This window comes from Pseudomonas sp. GL-RE-26 (assembly GCF_019956275.1).
Classification (GTDB): domain Bacteria; phylum Pseudomonadota; class Gammaproteobacteria; order Pseudomonadales; family Pseudomonadaceae; genus Aquipseudomonas; species Aquipseudomonas grandcourensis.
Genome location: NZ_JAHBDI010000012.1, coordinates 31,913 through 48,314, shown reverse-complemented (window position 1 = coordinate 48,314; position 16,402 = coordinate 31,913). Strand labels below are relative to the sequence as shown.

At 60.0% G+C, this 16,402-nt stretch carries 13 protein-coding genes; 5 read left to right on the top strand and 8 right to left on the bottom strand.

The features are described 5' to 3' along the window. Window positions 1-127 precede the first annotated feature (127 nt). Together KGB07_RS10960 and KGB07_RS10955 are read left to right on the top strand one after the other, a co-directional pair. Window positions 128-910: a MetQ/NlpA family ABC transporter substrate-binding protein gene (locus KGB07_RS10960; RefSeq protein WP_223465391.1), complete on the top strand. Its 783-nt coding sequence runs from the start codon at window positions 128-130 to the stop codon at window positions 908-910. A 574-nt stretch (window positions 911-1,484) separates the two neighbouring features. Further along, entirely contained in the window at window positions 1,485-2,645 is a 1,161-nt protein-coding gene (locus KGB07_RS10955; protein WP_223465389.1) for an RHS repeat-associated core domain-containing protein, read from the top strand. 35 nt (window positions 2,646-2,680) lie between these two features. Here KGB07_RS10955 and KGB07_RS10950 read toward each other — a convergent pair whose 3' ends face one another. Then, the gene (locus tag KGB07_RS10950; protein WP_223465386.1) at window positions 2,681-3,877 is read right to left on the bottom strand and encodes an AAA family ATPase; all 1,197 of its coding nucleotides are present in this window, start codon (window positions 3,875-3,877) and stop codon (window positions 2,681-2,683) included. 179 nt (window positions 3,878-4,056) lie between these two features. On the opposite strand from KGB07_RS10950, the gene KGB07_RS10945 reads away from it, so the two are divergent. Genes KGB07_RS10945 through KGB07_RS10935 form a run of 3 tightly spaced genes read left to right on the top strand, consistent with a single transcriptional unit; the run spans window position 4,057 to window position 9,268 of the window. Then, window positions 4,057-5,160, top strand: a complete 1,104-nt coding sequence (locus tag KGB07_RS10945) for an efflux RND transporter periplasmic adaptor subunit (RefSeq protein ID WP_046040748.1) — start codon at window positions 4,057-4,059, stop codon at window positions 5,158-5,160. Next, entirely contained in the window at window positions 5,157-6,221 is a 1,065-nt protein-coding gene (locus tag KGB07_RS10940; RefSeq protein ID WP_223465384.1) for an efflux RND transporter periplasmic adaptor subunit, read from the top strand. Before KGB07_RS10945 ends, KGB07_RS10940 begins: the two co-directional genes overlap by 4 nt. Then, the gene (locus KGB07_RS10935) at window positions 6,218-9,268 is read left to right on the top strand and encodes an efflux RND transporter permease subunit (RefSeq protein WP_046040751.1); all 3,051 of its coding nucleotides are present in this window, start codon (window positions 6,218-6,220) and stop codon (window positions 9,266-9,268) included. Before KGB07_RS10940 ends, KGB07_RS10935 begins: the two co-directional genes overlap by 4 nt. Window positions 9,269-9,385: 117 nt before the next feature. Here KGB07_RS10935 and KGB07_RS10930 read toward each other — a convergent pair whose 3' ends face one another. The 7 genes from KGB07_RS10930 to KGB07_RS10900 all read right to left on the bottom strand — a co-directional run bounded on the left by KGB07_RS10930 (window position 9,386) and on the right by KGB07_RS10900 (window position 16,373). After that, on the bottom strand, window positions 9,386-10,015 hold the full coding sequence (locus tag KGB07_RS10930; protein ID WP_046040753.1) for a class I SAM-dependent methyltransferase: 630 nt from the start codon (window positions 10,013-10,015) through the stop codon (window positions 9,386-9,388). 185 nt (window positions 10,016-10,200) lie between these two features. Further along, complete coding sequence (locus KGB07_RS10925; protein ID WP_046040755.1) at window positions 10,201-10,557, bottom strand: DUF6124 family protein; 357 nt, start codon at window positions 10,555-10,557, stop codon at window positions 10,201-10,203. Between the two features lie 526 nt (window positions 10,558-11,083). Further along, window positions 11,084-11,728, bottom strand: coding sequence for a methionine ABC transporter permease (locus KGB07_RS10920; RefSeq protein WP_046040756.1), 645 nt, complete (start codon window positions 11,726-11,728; stop codon window positions 11,084-11,086). After that, the gene (locus KGB07_RS10915) at window positions 11,718-12,839 is read right to left on the bottom strand and encodes a methionine ABC transporter ATP-binding protein (protein WP_223465382.1); all 1,122 of its coding nucleotides are present in this window, start codon (window positions 12,837-12,839) and stop codon (window positions 11,718-11,720) included. The genes KGB07_RS10920 and KGB07_RS10915 overlap by 11 nt, the downstream gene beginning before the upstream one ends. Window positions 12,840-12,841: 2 nt before the next feature. Further along, a complete protein-coding gene (locus KGB07_RS10910; RefSeq protein WP_223465378.1) occupies window positions 12,842-13,651 on the bottom strand; it encodes a MetQ/NlpA family ABC transporter substrate-binding protein in 810 nt (269 codons plus the stop codon). 175 nt (window positions 13,652-13,826) lie between these two features. Further along, on the bottom strand, window positions 13,827-15,179 hold the full coding sequence (locus KGB07_RS10905) for an LLM class flavin-dependent oxidoreductase (RefSeq protein ID WP_046040759.1): 1,353 nt from the start codon (window positions 15,177-15,179) through the stop codon (window positions 13,827-13,829). Further along, window positions 15,180-16,373, bottom strand: a complete 1,194-nt coding sequence (locus KGB07_RS10900; RefSeq protein WP_046040760.1) for an SfnB family sulfur acquisition oxidoreductase — start codon at window positions 16,371-16,373, stop codon at window positions 15,180-15,182. Window positions 16,374-16,402: the final 29 nt, after the last annotated feature.

The window sequence follows — 16,402 nt, the reverse complement described above, 5'->3', positions numbered from 1 at the left end:
TAAACGTTATTGTTCGGGAATAAAAAATCCCGGTATTGTCCGCTTCACGCCAGCGATAGCACTTCACTGGCACTCTCATATTCAAGCCGTCGCCACAAGCGACTGTGATTTTCGATAAGGACACTGCATGAAAAAGGTTCTGTTGTTCACCGCACTGGCGGCTGCCCTGACCACGGGCCTGGCCCAGGCTGGCGAGAAACTGGTGGTTGCCGCGACCCCGGTGCCACACGCCGAGATTCTCGAGCTGATCAAGCCAACCCTCGCCAAAGAAGGCGTGGACCTGGAAATCAAAGTGTTCACCGACTACGTTCAACCGAACGTTCAGGTCGACCAGAAGCGTCTGGACGCCAACTACTTCCAGACCCTGCCGTACCTGAAGAGCTTCAACGAAGGCAAAGGCACTCACTTGGAAACCGTGATCGGTGTTCACGTGGAACCGTTCGGCGGCTACTCGAAAAAAGTCAAAAGCCTGGCTGAGCTGAAGGACGGCGCGACCATCGCCATCCCGAACGAAGGCAGCAACAGCGGCCGTGCCCTGATCCTGCTGCAGAAGGCTGGCCTGATCGAGTTGAAAGACCCGAAAAACGCCCTGGCCACGCCGAAAGACATCGCCAAGAACCCGCACAACTTCAAGTTCAAGGAACTTGAGTCCGCGATGTTGCCGCGCGTGCTGGATCAGGTCGACCTGGACATGATCAACACCAACTACGCGCTGGAAGCGGGTTTGAACCCGGCTAAAGACGCTCTGGTGATCGAAGGTGCCGATTCGCCTTACGTGAACTTCCTGGTGGCCCGTCCGGACAACAAGGACAGCGTAGCCATCCAGAAACTGGCCAAGGCCCTGACCAGCCCGGAAGTGAAAGCCTTCATCGAGAAAAAGTACAGCGGCGCGGTACTGCCTGCGTTCTGATTCGCGAAGTAAACCCCTTCAAGGTTTCAAACGCCGACGGCTGATTTAGCGTCGGCGTTTTTTTATGTGTATCCCTGCGGCGAGGGCGCTTTTGTGGCGAGGGAGCTCGCTCCCGTTCGGCTACGCAGCAGTCGCAAATACCGGCAAAGCGGTGTGTCTGGAAGAGTCTGATCGCAGGTTTTGGGGTTGCTCCGCAACCCAGCGGGAGCAAGCTCCCTCGCCACAAAAAAACAATCCAGAGCCTGCTGAAAACCTTCAGGCCGGCTTGGCCTTCAAGGCCTTGCGCAACGCCATCAAGATTTTCAGAATTTCCTGCGGATCCAGCCGTTGCGGCGGTTGTACGTCTGTCATGTTCTCGTCCTTGTGAGGTTTGGCCGGGAGTCTGGCCAAAAGTGGTTCGTCCTTGGAGCGGCGTTTCGAAAAAAAGATCCTTCCTGCGGCGCAATGGAAAGTAGCTGTCCTCTCTTGTCTGGGCAAACCCGGGCGTCAGTTTTCTCTCGGCACTAACAGTTCTGCTAGGTGCCGACGCATTCAAGCGGGTGCAAACTGCTTCCCTCGCCGGGAGTTGACCCTCATGAGCGCATTGACTCGCCCCCTCAATCGCTACCGCTATGATGCCCTTGACCGGCTGGTCGAGCTGGAGCCGTTGGAGCTGGAAAAGCTGACCCGGTTCTATCGCGGCGAACATCTGGTGACGCAACTGAAAGGTCAGGATGGGTACTGTGTGCTTCAACACGACAGGCAACTGCTGGCAGTGCAATCGTTTGACGGCGCCGAGCGCAACAGCCAGTTGCTGGTCACCGATCAGCAACGTTCGGCATTGCAGATGGCCGGACCTGACGGAGTTGTGCTTCAGGTCTACGCGCCCTACGGTCATCGGCGGGTCGAAAGCGGTACCGGCGGTTTGCTCGGATTCACCGGCGAAGCGGTCGATCCGGCCACCGGCCATTACCTGCTGGGCAACGGGCATCGGGCGTTCAACCCGGTGCTGATGCGCTTCAACAGCCCGGACAGTTTGAGCCCGTTTGGTCGGGGTGGGTTGAATCCGTATGCGTATTGTTTAGGCGATCCGGTGAACTTCAGTGATCCGACGGGGCGGTTCGTCAATGTGCTCAAAATATTCACCAGCACAGGAGGCCTGTTCGGCTCGCTCCTCACTTTGAAGCCTTCTGTGTCTTTTAAAGTTGCAAACAAGGCTTTGGCGAATGGAGCCTTGTTTCGAGCGAGTCCTAAGCAATTTGCTGGTGCAACGGCCTCCGTAACCGCCGGAGTCATGGGTGTAGGAGTGGCTGCGACAGGCTTGGCGAGTACCATCATTGCCGCGGTTGATCCTGAATCTCCGTTGATCACACCGTTGGCTTTTGTATCTGCAGCACTGGTGACCGGTGCTGTTCTGGGCAGGGTAGGTTCGGCCTGGGTTGGGCGGGATCCAAAAGCCATCGCTGGGTTAAAAGCACTGGGTGAAAAACAATCAGGTGTGAAAGGTATCGCCGTATCCAGGAGCTCAAGGCCCTCGAACATTTTGTTGCCGCGAAATTATGAGCCATCAGCACCGGATCCATCACAGTTCACACCAGCGGCTAACGCGCCGCCACTGGACTTGTTTGATGAAAGACCTTTTAACTGGATGACACCAGAGATCGATGCTGCGTTGAGAAATCTTGGTGGTGAAGCATCATTATTTAAGTTCGGTTCGTCGCGGCGTAGTTCTATAAGCAGTATTCGCAGCACTTAGCTCTGTAAATCCTGCTTGCGGAGGTTTGCTTGACTTCACTCCGGCCAATACCAAGCTGGCTCATCCAGCATCCGCTGCCCGACAATCCCAGTCTGCCCGAGGTTCTTCTCCAGCACGATGCAATTGCACTCCGGGTCCTCCTGCAACGCCGAAATCAAGCGTCGGGCGTGGGACACCACCCACACCTGGCACTGCTCTGAAACGCGGATGATCAAGCGCGCCAGCGCCGGCAGCAGATCCGGGTGAAGGCTGGTTTCCGGTTCGTTCAGCACCATCAGCGTCGGCGGCCGTGGCGTCAGCAGCGCCGCGACCAACAGCAGGTAACGCAAGGTTCCGTCCGACAACTCGGCGGCCGACAGCGGCCGCAACAAACCTTCCTGAAAGAACTCGATGGCGAAACGTCCACCCGGCAGTGGTTCGATGTTCAGTCGTGCGCCGGGGAAGGCATCACTGATCGCCGCCCACAATGCCTCGGGGTCGCCAATTTCGATGATCGTCTGCAAGGCTGCCGCCAGGTCGCGCCCGTCGTGGTGCAGCACCGGCGTGCGGGTGCCCAGTTGAGGTTGCCGCACCGGGGCGTCGGCATCGCTGCGAAAGTGATCGTAGAAGCGCCAGCGGCGGATGAACTCGCGCATCTCCAGTACTTCCGGCGAACCGCGCAGGCTGCCGACCTGATCGAACAGGCTGTCGAATGTCGGCGTGTGCTGCGCCAATACATCCCACTTGCGATCGGTGCGGGCACGGATCATCGGGCCGTCACGATCGACCAGCAGACTGGCCGGGCGATAGAACGCTCCGGCCCACAGGCATTCGCGTTTGATCTGCGGGTCGAGGCTGAAATAAGACGGGATTGGCGAGCTGCGCCCGGGCAGCATGAAATGGCCATTTGAATCGGGCAGGCCGAGGCTGATCGAGTAACCGAAGTCGTCACCGGCAAACCCCAGGCGCAGGCGTTTGACGCCCTGGCGCACGGTGGGCTCGATGGCGACTTCGCCGGTGCGCATGCGCCGGGAGATGTTTTCCGGCCCGGCCCAGAAGGTCGAGTCCAGGCCACCTTCACGGGCCAGGGCATTGACCACGCCGCCGTGGGCAGTTTCCGCCAGCAGGCGCAGCGCACGGTACAGGTTGGACTTGCCGCTGCCGTTGGGACCCGTGATCAGATTCAGCCGGCCCAGCGGGATCACCAGTTTGTTGATCGAGCGGTAATTGGCCACGGCGAGAGTCTGGAGCATGTGAATTCCTGAAGCGGTATGAAACGAGTCGGCCATTGTCGGGTACGTGAAGGCGTCTATGGCAAGTGTTTTAGGCTGAACCCGCTTCGAATTTTTTCTTCATAAGACGCTCGTGCAAGGTTCCCATCCTGTTCTAAGCTCTCTGTCGTGTTGTACATGAAAAAGGCCAAGGAGTTTGCATGGTGGTTCCGGGATTGAAAGTAGTAATGGCCTTGAGTGTCGTCACCCTGCTGACGGCTTGCGACGAGAAAAAGCCCGTGCAGGAATACCTGCCACGGGTGTTCGTGCAAGTCGTCAAACCGGCGGATTACGCGGCTTCGGTCACCCTCACCGGTGATATCCAGGCGCGGATACAGACGGAGCTGTCTTTTCGTGTGGGTGGCAAGATCATCCAGCGTTCGGTTGACGTCGGTGATCGAGTGACAGCCAAGCAAGTGCTGGCCCGGCTCGACCCGAAGGATTTGCAGACCAGTGTCGATTCGGCCCAGGCGCAAGTCGTCGCCGAACAGGCGCGGGTGACCCAGAGTGCGGCGGCGTTCGTGCGTCAGCAAAAATTGCTGCCCAAGGGTTACACCAGCCAGAGTGAATACGACTCGGCCCAGGCAGCCTTGCACAGTAGTCAGAGTGCCTTGAGCGCTGCCCAGGCGCAGTTGGCCAATGCCAAGGATCAGCTGAGCTATACGGCACTGATCGCCGATGCACCGGGAATCATTACCGAGCGTCAGGCCGAAGTCGGCCAGGTGGTGCAGGCGACCATGCCGGTCTTCAGCCTGGCCCGTGACGGCGACCGGGATGCGGTGTTCAACGTCTATGAATCACTGCTGGCCGAGAAGCCGAAAGATCAAACCATCGTCCTGAGCCTGCTCGACAACCCGGCGATCAAGACCACTGGCACCGTGCGCGAAGTCACCCCCTCGGTGTCGGCGCAATCCGGAACCGTGCAGGTCAAGGTCGGCCTCGACAAACTGCCCGACGGCATGCAGTTGGGATCGGTGGTGAGTGCCACGGCCAGGGGATCGGGCAAGTCGGCCATCGAGTTGCCGTGGTCGGCGCTGACCAAAAACATCAGTGAGCCTGCTGTGTGGATTGTCGACGACAAGGGCAAGGCCCAATTGCATTCGGTCACGGTCAGCCGCTACCTGACCGGCAAGGTCATCATCAGCGACGGGTTGAAGGACGGGGACAAAGTCATCATCGCGGGCGGACAACTCTTGCACCCGGACATGGAAGTCGAAATTGCCGAAAATACTTACAAGGATCTGACGTGGGGAGCCAAGCCATGAAGCCTTTATGGGCGTTGTCCATCGGGCTGGTGCTGAGCGCCTGTTCCAAAAGCGAACCGCCGCCAGCGCCGGTACGGCCGGTGCTGTCGATCAAGGTCCAGACCTTGAACGAAGAGGACCTGGGCCGCTTCGCCGGCAGCATCCAGGCGCGCTATGAAACCGATACCGGCTTCCGTGTGGGCGGGCGAATCGCCAGCCGTAACGTCGATGTCGGCACCGAGGTGGAGAAGGGTACGCTGCTTGCCACCCTCGATCCTTCCGACCAGCAGAACCAATTGCGCTCGGCCCAGGGCGATCTGTCGAAAATCCAGGCGCAACTGATCAACGCCAAGGCCACGGCCCAGCGTCAGCAAGCCTTGTTTGACCGCGGGGTTGGCGCGCAAGCGCAACTCGACGAGGCCAACACCGACCTGAAAACCACCCAGGCCTCACTCGATCAGGCCCGGGCGGCCGTCAACCAGAGCAAGGACCAACTGGGCTACACCGAGCTGCGCGCCGACCATAAAGCCGTGGTCACCCAGTGGAGCGCCGAGGCCGGGCAAGTGGTGTCGGCCGGTCAGCAAGTGGTGACCCTGGCGCAACCGGACATCAAGGAAGCGGTGATCGACCTGCCCGATACGCTGGTCGATCAACTGCCCAGCGATGTGGTGTTCCTGGTCGCTGCGCAACTTGATCCAAGCATCAACACCACCGCCATCATCCGTGAGATCGAACCCAAGGCTCAAAGCGCCACACGCACCCGTCGCGCCCGCTTGACCCTGACCGAAACGCCACCAGGCTTTCGCCTGGGTACGGCCATCAGCGTCACCCTGAGCTCAGCGATCAAGCCGCGTATCGAGTTGCCGGTCACCGCGCTGCAGGAGGTCGATGGCAAGCCACGGATCTGGGTGATTGATGCACAAAGTAAAACCGTCTCCCCCCGTGACGTCACCGTGATCAGCCGCACCGACAGCACTGTGGTGCTGGCCGACGGCGTGAAGAACGGCGAGCGGGTGGTCAGTGCCGGTGTGAACAGCCTCAAACCGGGGCAACAAGTGAAAATCGACGAGGACAGTCAATGAAAGGGCCTTTCAACCTCTCGGAATGGGCCCTCAAGCATCAGTCGTTCATCTGGTATCTGATGTTCGTCGCATTGCTGATGGGTGTGTTCTCGTACTTCAACCTGGGGCGCGAAGAAGACCCTTCGTTCACCATCAAAACCATGGTGATCCAGAGCAAATGGCCGGGGGCGACCCAGGAGGAAACCCTCAAGCAGATCACCGACCGGATCGAGAAAAAGCTCGAAGAGCTCGACTCCCTCGACTATGTAAAAAGCTACACGCGCCCCGGTGAATCCACGGTGTACGTGTACCTGCGCGACACCACCAGTTCCAAGGACATCCCGGAAATCTGGTACCAGGTGCGCAAGAAGATCAACGACATCAAGTACCAGTTCCCGCAGGGCATACAGGGGCCGTCGTTCAACGACGAGTTCGGTGACGTCTTCGGCTCGATCTACGCTTTCACCGCCGACGGCTTGACCCTGCGTCAGTTGCGCGACTACGTGGAACAGGCGCGCATGGAAATTCGTGGCGTGCCGGGGCTGGGCAAGATCGAGATGGTTGGCCAGCAGGACGAAGTGCTGTACCTGAATTTCTCCACACGCAAACTCGCAGCGCTGGGCATCGATGAGCGTCAGGTGGTGCAGAGCCTGCAATCTCAGAACGCGGTGACCCCGGCGGGTGTGATCGAGGCCGGGCCGGAGCGGATTTCGGTGCGCACTTCAGGGAAGTTCGCTTCGGAGAAAGACCTGGCCGAGGTCAACCTCAAGCTCAACGACCGCTACTATCGTCTGGCCGACATTGCCGAAATCAGTCGCGGTTATGTCGATCCGGCCTCGCCGGAATTCCGCTACAACGGCAAGCAGGCCATCGGCCTGGCGATTGCCATGCAGACGGGTGGCAACGTCCAGGCGTTCGGCAAGGCCTTGCACGCTCGTATGGACCAGTTGACCGCCGACCTGCCGGTGGGGGTCGGCATTTACAACGTCTCCGACCAGGCCGTGGTGGTGGAAGAGGCCGTCGGCGGCTTTACCAGTGCCTTGTTCGAGGCGGTGGTGATCGTGCTGCTGGTCAGCTTCGTCAGCCTTGGCGTGCGCGCCGGGCTGGTGGTGGCGTGCTCGATCCCGTTGGTGCTGGCGATGGTGTTCGTGTTCATGGAATACAGCGGCATCACCATGCAGCGGATTTCCCTAGGTGCACTGATCATCGCCCTCGGCCTGCTGGTGGACGATGCGATGATCACCGTTGAGATGATGGTCACGCGCCTGGAGTTGGGCGAGACCAAGGAGCAGGCGGCGACCTTCGCCTACACCTCCACGGCGTTCCCGATGCTCACCGGTACGCTGGTGACGGTAGCGGGCTTCGTGCCGATCGGCTTGAACGCCAGCTCCGCCGGTGAGTACACCTACACCCTGTTTGCGGTGATCGCCTGCGCGATGCTGGTGTCATGGGTGGTGGCGGTTCTGTTTGCGCCGGTGATCGGCGTGCACATTCTCAGTGCCAACGTGAAACCCCATGAAGGCGAACCCGGGCGCATCGGCAAGGCGTTCAACGGCGGGCTGCTGTGGTGCATGCGCAATCGCTGGTGGGCCATCGGCATTACGGTGCTGTGTTTTGTGCTGGCGCTGTTCAGCATGCGCTACGTGCAGAACCAGTTCTTCCCGTCTTCGGATCGCCCGGAAATCCTGGTCGACCTGAACCTGCCGCAAAACTCCTCGCTCGACGAAACCCGCCGGGCCGTCGATCGCCTCGAAGCCACGCTCAAGGACGATCCGGACATCGTGCGCTGGAGCACCTACGTCGGTCAGGGCGCGATCCGTTTCTACCTGCCACTGGACCAACAACTGCAAAACCCGTTCTACGCGCAGTTGGTGATCGTCAGCAAAGGTCATACCCGTGAAGCCATGATGCAGAAGCTTCGCGAGCGCTTGCGCAACGACTTCGTCGGCATCGGCGGTTATGTCCAGGCACTGGAAATGGGCCCGCCGGTAGGGCGCCCGATCCAGTACCGGGTCAGCGGCAAGGACATCGACCAGGTGCGCCGACATGCCATCGACCTGGCCACTGAGCTGGACAAGAACCCGCACATTGGCGAGATCATCTACGACTGGAACGAGCCGGGCAAAGTCCTGCGCATCGACATCGCCCAGGACAAGGCGCGGCAACTGGGGCTGTCTTCCGAGGACGTGGCCAACCTGATGAACGGTATCGTCAGTGGCCAGACGGTGACCCAGGTCGATGACGACATTTACCTGATCAACGTGGTCGGTCGCGCGGTGGATTCCGAACGCGGAACGCCGGAAACCCTGCAGAACCTGCAAATCGTCACGCCTAGCGGCACGTCGATTCCATTGCTGGCGTTTGCCACCGTGCGTTACGAACTGGAGCAGCCGTTGGTATGGCGTAGGGATCGCTTGCCGACCATCACCATCAAAGCAGCGATTCGTGACGAGATCCAGCCGACGGACCTGGTGAAAATCCTCAAGCCGTCCATCGACGCTTTCGCTGCCAAGTTGCCGGCGGGCTACAAGGTCGCCACCGGTGGTACGGTGGAGGAAAGCGGCAAGGCCCAGGGGCCGATTGCCAAGGTTGTGCCGCTGATGCTGTTCATGATGGCGACCTTCCTGATGATCCAGCTGCACAGCGTGCAGAAGCTGTTCCTGGTGGCCAGCGTTGCGCCGTTGGGGCTGATCGGCGTGGTGATCGCGCTGGTGCCGACGGGCACGCCTATGGGCTTCGTGGCGATCCTCGGGATTCTGGCGCTGATCGGTATCATCATCCGTAACTCGGTGATCCTGGTGACCCAGATCGAAGAGTACGAGCAGAAGGGCTACGCGCCGTGGGATGCGGTGGTGCAGGCCACCGAGCATCGACGTCGGCCGATCCTGCTGACCGCTGCGGCGGCGAGCATGGGGATGATCCCAATTGCCCGGGAAGTGTTCTGGGGGCCGATGGCCTACGCGATGATCGGCGGGATCGTCATCGCCACCTTGCTGACGCTGCTGTTTTTGCCGGCGCTGTATGTGGCCTGGTACAAGATTCGCGAGCCGAAGAAAGAGGCGCAGTAAGGGCGAGCGCTTCGCGCTCTATTCGCGGGCAAGCCCGCTCCCACAGGTTGACCGAGTTGTTCAGGAAAACTCGGTTCCCTGTAGGAGCGGGCTTGCCCGCGAAGGCGTCGGAACTGGCTACACAGCTTTACGCCAAACACTCGCCAACCAAGGCTGCTGCTCCCGCGGCAGCCCGGCCGGCCGGTAGTAATGCTCCAGCTCCACAAACCCCGCCTCGATCAACAAATGCTGCCAGGCCGCCAGGTCGTGATACGACCCATAACGCGGCCCGTTCCAGCCTTCCTGATTCTCGCCACGGGGATTGGAACTGAACAACACCCCGCCTGGCTTCAGCGTTCCCCACAATTGCTTCAACACCCGTGGTAATTCCTGACGCGGAACATGAAACAGCACCGCGTTGGCAAAGATCCCGTCGAAACGCTCGGCCAGCAGATCAAGCTTCAGGAAGTCCTGCTGCCACACCTCGCAACCGCTGTCCTCACGGGCCATCTGCGCGAACTTTTCCGAACCGTCGAGGCCGACTGCCTTGTGGCCCATATGGGTGAACGTCTGCAGATCGCGTCCAGGCCCGCAGCCAAAATCGAGAATGTCGAAAGGTGCCTCGCCCTGAATGTGCCGCAGCAGGGCATCGATGTTCTGGCTGACGTCGTGATCGCGCGTGCCTTCTCGGAAACTTTCGGCCGTCGAGTTGTAGTGGCCCAGGGTCGTGGTGGTGATCTGTTCGAGGTCGTCGGGTGTTTGCTTCATGGTCGGCTGCGCAGACAATTTGGATTCACCGAATATACGCCATGGCGTCGGGGGCTGCTGCGCAGCCCATCGCGAGCAGGCTCGCTCCTACAATGATTCGCGTCGTGCATAAATATTGTGTGCACTGAGGATCAACTGTAGGAGCGAGCCTGCTCGCGAAGGCGATATCACTGAAAACAGAAGATTCAGCCCTTTTTCATCCCCAGACACTCAATGGAGTGATCCACCATCGCCTTGGCAATTTCCAGCAAATGCCAGATCGAGTACACCATCGCACGGTCGGCGCCCTTGAGTTGATCGCCACACTGATACGCCGTGACCGAAGCACAGCGCAGCAGGTCGGCGACATAGAGTTGGGTGTCTTCAAAACTCACGTCCTTGCTGACGTTGTAGAAGCGCATTTCATCGGGTGGTGTGGGTTGTTTGCCGGTGAGGTGGAAATCAATGGCGCGGTAAAGCGCGGAACGATCTCTGAGCAAATCATCGGTGACGGTTTCGTTGGTGGGATTTTCGGGAGGCGGATCGGGAACGGATTTTTTCATGAGTGTTGCTCCTATTGCTGCATGGGAGCCATCACTTATCGCCTACTAAACGATTGGGTGGCGGCTGTACGCAGGTTAGTAGGCCGGTCAATAGGAAAACCGGTGCACCCGAAGGCGCCCCACGCACAGCCACCATATTCTGCATGCGGCAAAATTTGCCGGACATGAGCATGGAATCGCTATGCGCCTATTGTTCCGGGCTACTAAACCCGATCACTGATAAGCAGTGACGGACCGAGACTAGCCACCGGATTTGGCAGGCGCAAGCGAGCGAAATGATCTAGGAAATGTCCTGCAAAGGAAAGGGAACAGGCCTGCGGAACGGCTGATTTCCCTGTACGAAAACTTCCCTCTGGAAGTATGTGATCACCTGTGGCGAGGGAGCTTGCTCCCGCTCGATTGCGCAGCAATCGTAAAATCTGTCCCCCGAATTTCACTGACACACCGCACTGAATGGTTTGGGGCTGCTTCGCAGCCCAGCGGGAGCAAGCTCCCTCGCCACAAAAGCATGGTGACCTTCAGCTCGTCAGCGCTTGTTCAACCCCCGCGCCAACCGGTCCCCACCCAACTGAATCACCGCCACCACCGCCACCAGCAACACAATCACCGTCAGCATGATCTGGCTATCAAACCGCTGATACCCATACCGATAGGCAATGTCCCCCAGCCCACCCGCGCCAATCGCCCCGGCCATGGCCGACGAATTGATCATGGTCACCAAGGTAATCGTGAACCCGCCGACAATCCCCGGCAGCGCCTCCGGCAACAACACATGCCAGACGATGTGCCAACGCCGGCAGCCCATCGCCTGCGCCGCTTCGATCAGTCCATGATCGACCTCGCGCAAGCTGACTTCGGCAATGCGCGCAAAGAACGGCGTGGCCGCGATGGTCAGCGGCACTACGGCCGCCCATACACCGTAGGTGGTGCCGACGATCAATCGGGTGAACGGAATCAGCGCCACCATCAAAATCAGGAACGGAATCGAGCGAAACAGGTTCACGAACGCGCCCAGTGCGCGGTTCAACGCCGGGGCTTCGTAGATGCCGCCCTTGGAGCTGGTGACCAGGATCACCGCCAGCGGAATGCCCGCCAACAGCGCGATCAACGACGACACGCCGACCATCAAGAATGTGTCGATAAAACCCTGCAGCAAGCGATCAAACCACATAGCCCAGTACCTCCACCTGTTGCGCCCAATGGGAGGCGCGTTGACGCAACTCTTCGGCACCGAGAGTCGAGCCGGTCACCGCCAGTAGCAGTTGCCCGAGGGCATGGCCCTGAATCCGTTCCACGCCGCCTTGCAGCAATCGCACACGGCCTCCGAGGGCACTGAACAATGCCGCCAGGTCCGGTTCGTCGCGTTGGCTGCCGGTGAACTGCAAGCGCAGGACCACGGCGGCGTCCGATGACTTTGGCTGCGGCTGCAAACGGCTTTGCAGTTCTTTCGGCAATGCGTTCTGCAACGGCGCCAGCAATGTCTTGCTGACCTCATGCTGCGGATTGCCGAAAACTTCCCACACTGGCCCTTGCTCGACGATGCGCCCGTGTTCCAGGACAACCACGCGATCACAGATCTCACGGATCACCGCCATTTCGTGAGTGATCAGCACAATGGTCAGGCCCAGGCGCTGATTGATCTCGCGCAGCAGGCCGAGAATCGACTGCGTGGTCTCCGGGTCGAGCGCCGAGGTAGCTTCGTCGCACAGCAGAATTTCCGGGTCATGCACCAGCGCCCGGGCAATGCCCACGCGCTGTTTCTGCCCGCCGGACAACTGCGCCGGGTAAGCCTTGCGTTTGGCCTGCAAGCCCACCAGTTCCAGCAGTTCACGGACCTTCTGCTCGCGTTGTTCCTTGGGCACGCCGGCGACTTTCAGCGGCAGCTCGACGTTCTGCCAAACGGTCTTGGCCGACATCAGGTTGAAGTGCTGGAATATCATGCCGATGCGCCGACGTAGCGCCACAAGGCGGTCTTCGTCGAACTCGCCGATGTCCACTTGATCGATCAGCACCCGACCGCTGCTCGGCTGTTCCAGTCGATTGATGGTGCGGATCAACGACGACTTGCCAGCGCCGCTACGACCGATGATGCCGAACACTTCGCCGCGCTGGATCGCCAGGTCGATGCCGTGCAACGCGGCCACCGGGCCTTGCTGGCCGTTGTAGGTTTTGCCCAGGCCGATAAAGCGAACATGGGCATGGTTCAGTTCGGGATGCAGTTCAGTGTGCTCGGCGCTTTGCGGCTCTGGAATCTCCAGTCGCCGTTGGATGGCGGCGGTCATGTTCAGCTTTCCCAACCGGCTTGATAGAGCTTGCCGTGAGCTTTATCCAGTGCGGCGCGCACAGCGGGTGAGTGCTGGTAGATGTCGACGAACTTGATCAGGCGCGGATCGGTTTTGCTCTTGGGCTGGATCACGAACTGAATCACGTACTCCTTGTGATCGAGGCCGTCGAACAGCAATGCGGAGCCGGCATCGAAGGTTTTCGACAAGCGAATGTAGGCCGGGTAGCCCTGCACCAGATCGGCATCGTCATAGGCACGCACCAGTTGCACGGCTTCGACCTGGAGGATCTTGATGTGCTTCGGGTTGGCGATGATGTCTTCTTCGGTGGCCTTGTAGCCCACGCCGGGTTTGAGCGTGATCAAACCGGCCTTGGCCAGCAGCTGCAAGCCACGACCGCTGTTGATCGGATCGTTGGCGATGGCCACGCTGGCGCCTTGCGGCAGTTCGTCGAAGCTTTTGTATTTCTTCGAGTAGAGACCGACGTTGTTGATGATGCCCGGTGCGAACGGCACCAGGTCGAAACCCGACGCAGCCTTGGCGTTTTCCAGGAACGGGATGTGCTGGAAGTAGTTCACGTCGATGTCGCCTGAAGCCAGGCTTACGTTCGGCGCGATCCAGTCGCTGAACTCCACCAGTTCGACTTTCAGGCCTTGTTTGCCAGCTTCTTCAACCGCCGCTTCCAAAGGAATGGCGAAGGCGGCGGTGGTGCCGATTTTCAGCGGTGCGTCGGCGGCGAAGGTCGCCGAACTGAACAGGCCGAGGGCCAGGGCCAGTGCTTTGACTGGGTGGGAGAGGTAGTTCTTTTTCATGATGAGTTATCCAGTCAATTATCAGTATTGGGTTCACATTTGTGGCGAGGGAGCTTGCTCCCGCTGGGCTGCGAAGCAGCCCTGAAGCATCCGATAAGGTGCGACAGATAAATCGGATCAGCAGATTTTCGACTGCTGCGCAGTCGAGCGGGAGCAAGCTCCCTCGCCACAGGGTTTAGTGTCGGTAGTGCGAGCCGGTGTGCTGTTCAGGCAAAAACGCCTCCTCGCGGAACAGCTTTTCTCGCAAGGTGCCGCTGTCATACGCCGTCTTGTACGAGCCCCGCCGTTGCAACTCGGGAATCACCAGCTCGATGAAATCCTCATAGCTTTCCGGCGTGACAATCCGCGTCAGGTTGAAACCATCGAGACCGGTTTCGGCAATCCAGGATTCCAGTTCATCCGCCACCTGCTGCGGTGAGCCGACCACGGTGATGTAACGCCCGCCGAGGGCGTGTTGGTCCAGCAGTTTGCGTCGTGTCCAATCATTGTTCTGAAGGTGTTTGGTGGCAGACTGGATCGCGTTGCTCTTCACGTACTGGATCGGCTCGTCGATTTCATATTGGGAAAAATCGATCCCGGTGGACGCCGAGAAGTGCGCAACGCCGGCTTCGGCACTGGCGTAGCTCAGGTATTCGGCGTGCTTGGCCCAGGCCAGCTCTTCGGTGGCGCCAACGATCACGTTCAGCCCCATGAACACCTTGATGTCCTCGGGATTGCGCCCGGCTTCGACGGCGCTGGCGCGCACCTTGTCCACCTGCGCCTTGGTCGATGCCTTGGTCTGGCCACTGATGAATACGCACTCGGCATGTCGCCCGGCGAACAGCAAGCCGCGATCCGAACTGCCGGCCTGGAACAGCACCGGCGTGCGCTGCGGCGAGGGTTCACACAGGTGATAACCCTCGACCTGATAGAACTCGCCCTTGTGCTCGACCTTGTGCACTTTGTCCGGCTGCGCGTAGATCCGCTGCTGCGGATCGTTCAGCACCGCGCCGTTTTCCCAACTGCCCTCCAGGAGTTTGTAGAGCACTTCCAGGTACTCGTCGGCCTGGTCATAGCGGCGGTCATGCTCGACCTGTTCACTCAGGCCCATGGCCTTGGCGGCGCTGTCGAGATAGCCGGTGACGATGTTCCAGCCAACCCGCCCACGGCTCAGGTGATCCAGCGTCGACAGGCGTCGGGCGAACAGATACGGCGCTTCGTAGGTGAGGTTGGCGGTCAGGCCGAAGCCGAGGTTTTTCGTCACCGCCGCCATCGCTGAAACCAGCAGCAGCGGATCGTTGACCGGCAACTGGATCGACTCTTTCAACGGCACGTCCACCGAGTTCTGGTAGACGTCGTAGACCCCGACGATGTCGGCGATGAACAGGCCGTCGAACAGCCCGCGCTCCAGCAACTGCGCCAATTCGGTCCAGTATTCGATCGTGTTGTAGCGGGTGGACGTGTCGCGCGGGTGTGTCCACAAGCCATGGTTGATGTGCCCGATGCAGTTCATGTTGAACGCGTTGAGCAGGATCTTTTTCTTGGCCATTCAGATGGTCCCCCGCAGTGGCGGGTTTTCATCGTTGAGGTAGTAATTGCCCACTGCGTGATACTTCCAGCGCACCGGGTCGTGCAGGGTGTGCACCCGGGCGTTGCGCCAGTGGCGGTCGAGGCCGTGTTCGATCAAGGTTGCCTGGCTGCCGGCCAGTTCGAACAGCGTGCTGCCGGCGGCCAGGGAGATTTCGGTGCTGAGGGCGCGGGCTTCGGCGACGGCAATCGACGCGGCGGCGACCGTCTCGGCCTGGGTGTCGTCCTGGGCCTTGTCGAGGTATTCACCGGCACGCTCCAGCAGTGCTTCGGCGGCGTGCAGGCGAATGCTCAGGTGGCCGAAGCTCTTGAGGGTCAGTGGATCGTCCGTGGCTTTTTCGTGGGTGGCGTCGATCCACGGCCGGGTTTTGGTGCGCACGAAATGCAGCGCATCTTCATAGGCAGCGCGGGCGATGCCGGTGTCGATGGCGGCATGGAGAATCTGCGCCAGCGGGCCGACCGGGGTCGGGCGTTCGAAAGCGCTCTGAAAGGGGATGACATCTTCGGCAGCGACGTAGACATCTTCGAACACCACCGAACCGCTGCCGGTGGTGCGCTGGCCGAAGCCGCTCCAGTCGTCGATCACACTCAGGCCCTTGCTGTCGCGTGGGACGAACGCCAGTTGCTGCACGCCGTTTTCATCCACCACCGAGGTGGGAATGCGCTGGGCGTAGATCGCGCCCGTGGCGTAGAACTTGCGACCATTGATGCGATAGCCGCTGCCGTCACGAGTCAGGCTGGTGACGCGATCGTGTGCGGTTTTGGTGCCGAGTTCGGCCAACGCATTGCCGAAGCGCTGGCCGGCCAAGACTTCGGCGTACAGGCGTTGCTTCTGCTCGTGGCTGCCGTTCACCCGCAGTACTTCGAGGGCATAGAAATGGTTCTGCGGAATCTGCCCCAGGGAGCCGTCGGCCCGGGCGATCAAGGCGATGACCTTGGCCAGGGTGACGTTGGAAACACCGGCGCCGCCGTATTCCTTTGGCACGCTGATGCCCCACAGGCCCGAGCGGGAAAACACTTCCAGTTCCGGGTGTGGCAAACGGCGCTCGCGGTCGCGTGTGGCGCTGTCGCGTTTGAAGTCTTCGGCAAGGTCGCTGGCGACGATCAGGGCTTGCTCATCGCTGGTGATGACAGCGACGTGGTGAGAACTTGTCATGTGTTTCTCCAGAGCTCTGGCAAAAAGTG

Bases quoted from the DNA above. Each gene is read 5' to 3' on its own strand.
- KGB07_RS10950 (WP_223465386.1), bottom strand. From the start codon at position 3,877: ATGCTCCAGACTCTCGCCGTGGCCAATTACCGCTCGATCAACAAACTG.
- KGB07_RS10955 (WP_223465389.1), top strand. From the start codon at position 1,485: ATGAGCGCATTGACTCGCCCCCTCAATCGCTACCGCTATGATGCCCTT.
- KGB07_RS10920 (WP_046040756.1), bottom strand. From the start codon at position 11,728: ATGTGGTTTGATCGCTTGCTGCAGGGTTTTATCGACACATTCTTGATG.
- KGB07_RS10910 (WP_223465378.1), bottom strand. From the start codon at position 13,651: ATGAAAAAGAACTACCTCTCCCACCCAGTCAAAGCACTGGCCCTGGCC.
- KGB07_RS10905 (WP_046040759.1), bottom strand. From the start codon at position 15,179: ATGGCCAAGAAAAAGATCCTGCTCAACGCGTTCAACATGAACTGCATC.
- KGB07_RS10945 (WP_046040748.1), top strand. From the start codon at position 4,057: ATGGTGGTTCCGGGATTGAAAGTAGTAATGGCCTTGAGTGTCGTCACC.
- KGB07_RS10935 (WP_046040751.1), top strand. From the start codon at position 6,218: ATGAAAGGGCCTTTCAACCTCTCGGAATGGGCCCTCAAGCATCAGTCG.
- KGB07_RS10915 (WP_223465382.1), bottom strand. From the start codon at position 12,839: ATGACCGCCGCCATCCAACGGCGACTGGAGATTCCAGAGCCGCAAAGC.
- KGB07_RS10900 (WP_046040760.1), bottom strand. From the start codon at position 16,373: ATGACAAGTTCTCACCACGTCGCTGTCATCACCAGCGATGAGCAAGCC.
- KGB07_RS10940 (WP_223465384.1), top strand. From the start codon at position 5,157: ATGAAGCCTTTATGGGCGTTGTCCATCGGGCTGGTGCTGAGCGCCTGT.
- KGB07_RS10960 (WP_223465391.1), top strand. From the start codon at position 128: ATGAAAAAGGTTCTGTTGTTCACCGCACTGGCGGCTGCCCTGACCACG.
- KGB07_RS10925 (WP_046040755.1), bottom strand. From the start codon at position 10,557: ATGAAAAAATCCGTTCCCGATCCGCCTCCCGAAAATCCCACCAACGAA.
- KGB07_RS10930 (WP_046040753.1), bottom strand. From the start codon at position 10,015: ATGAAGCAAACACCCGACGACCTCGAACAGATCACCACCACGACCCTG.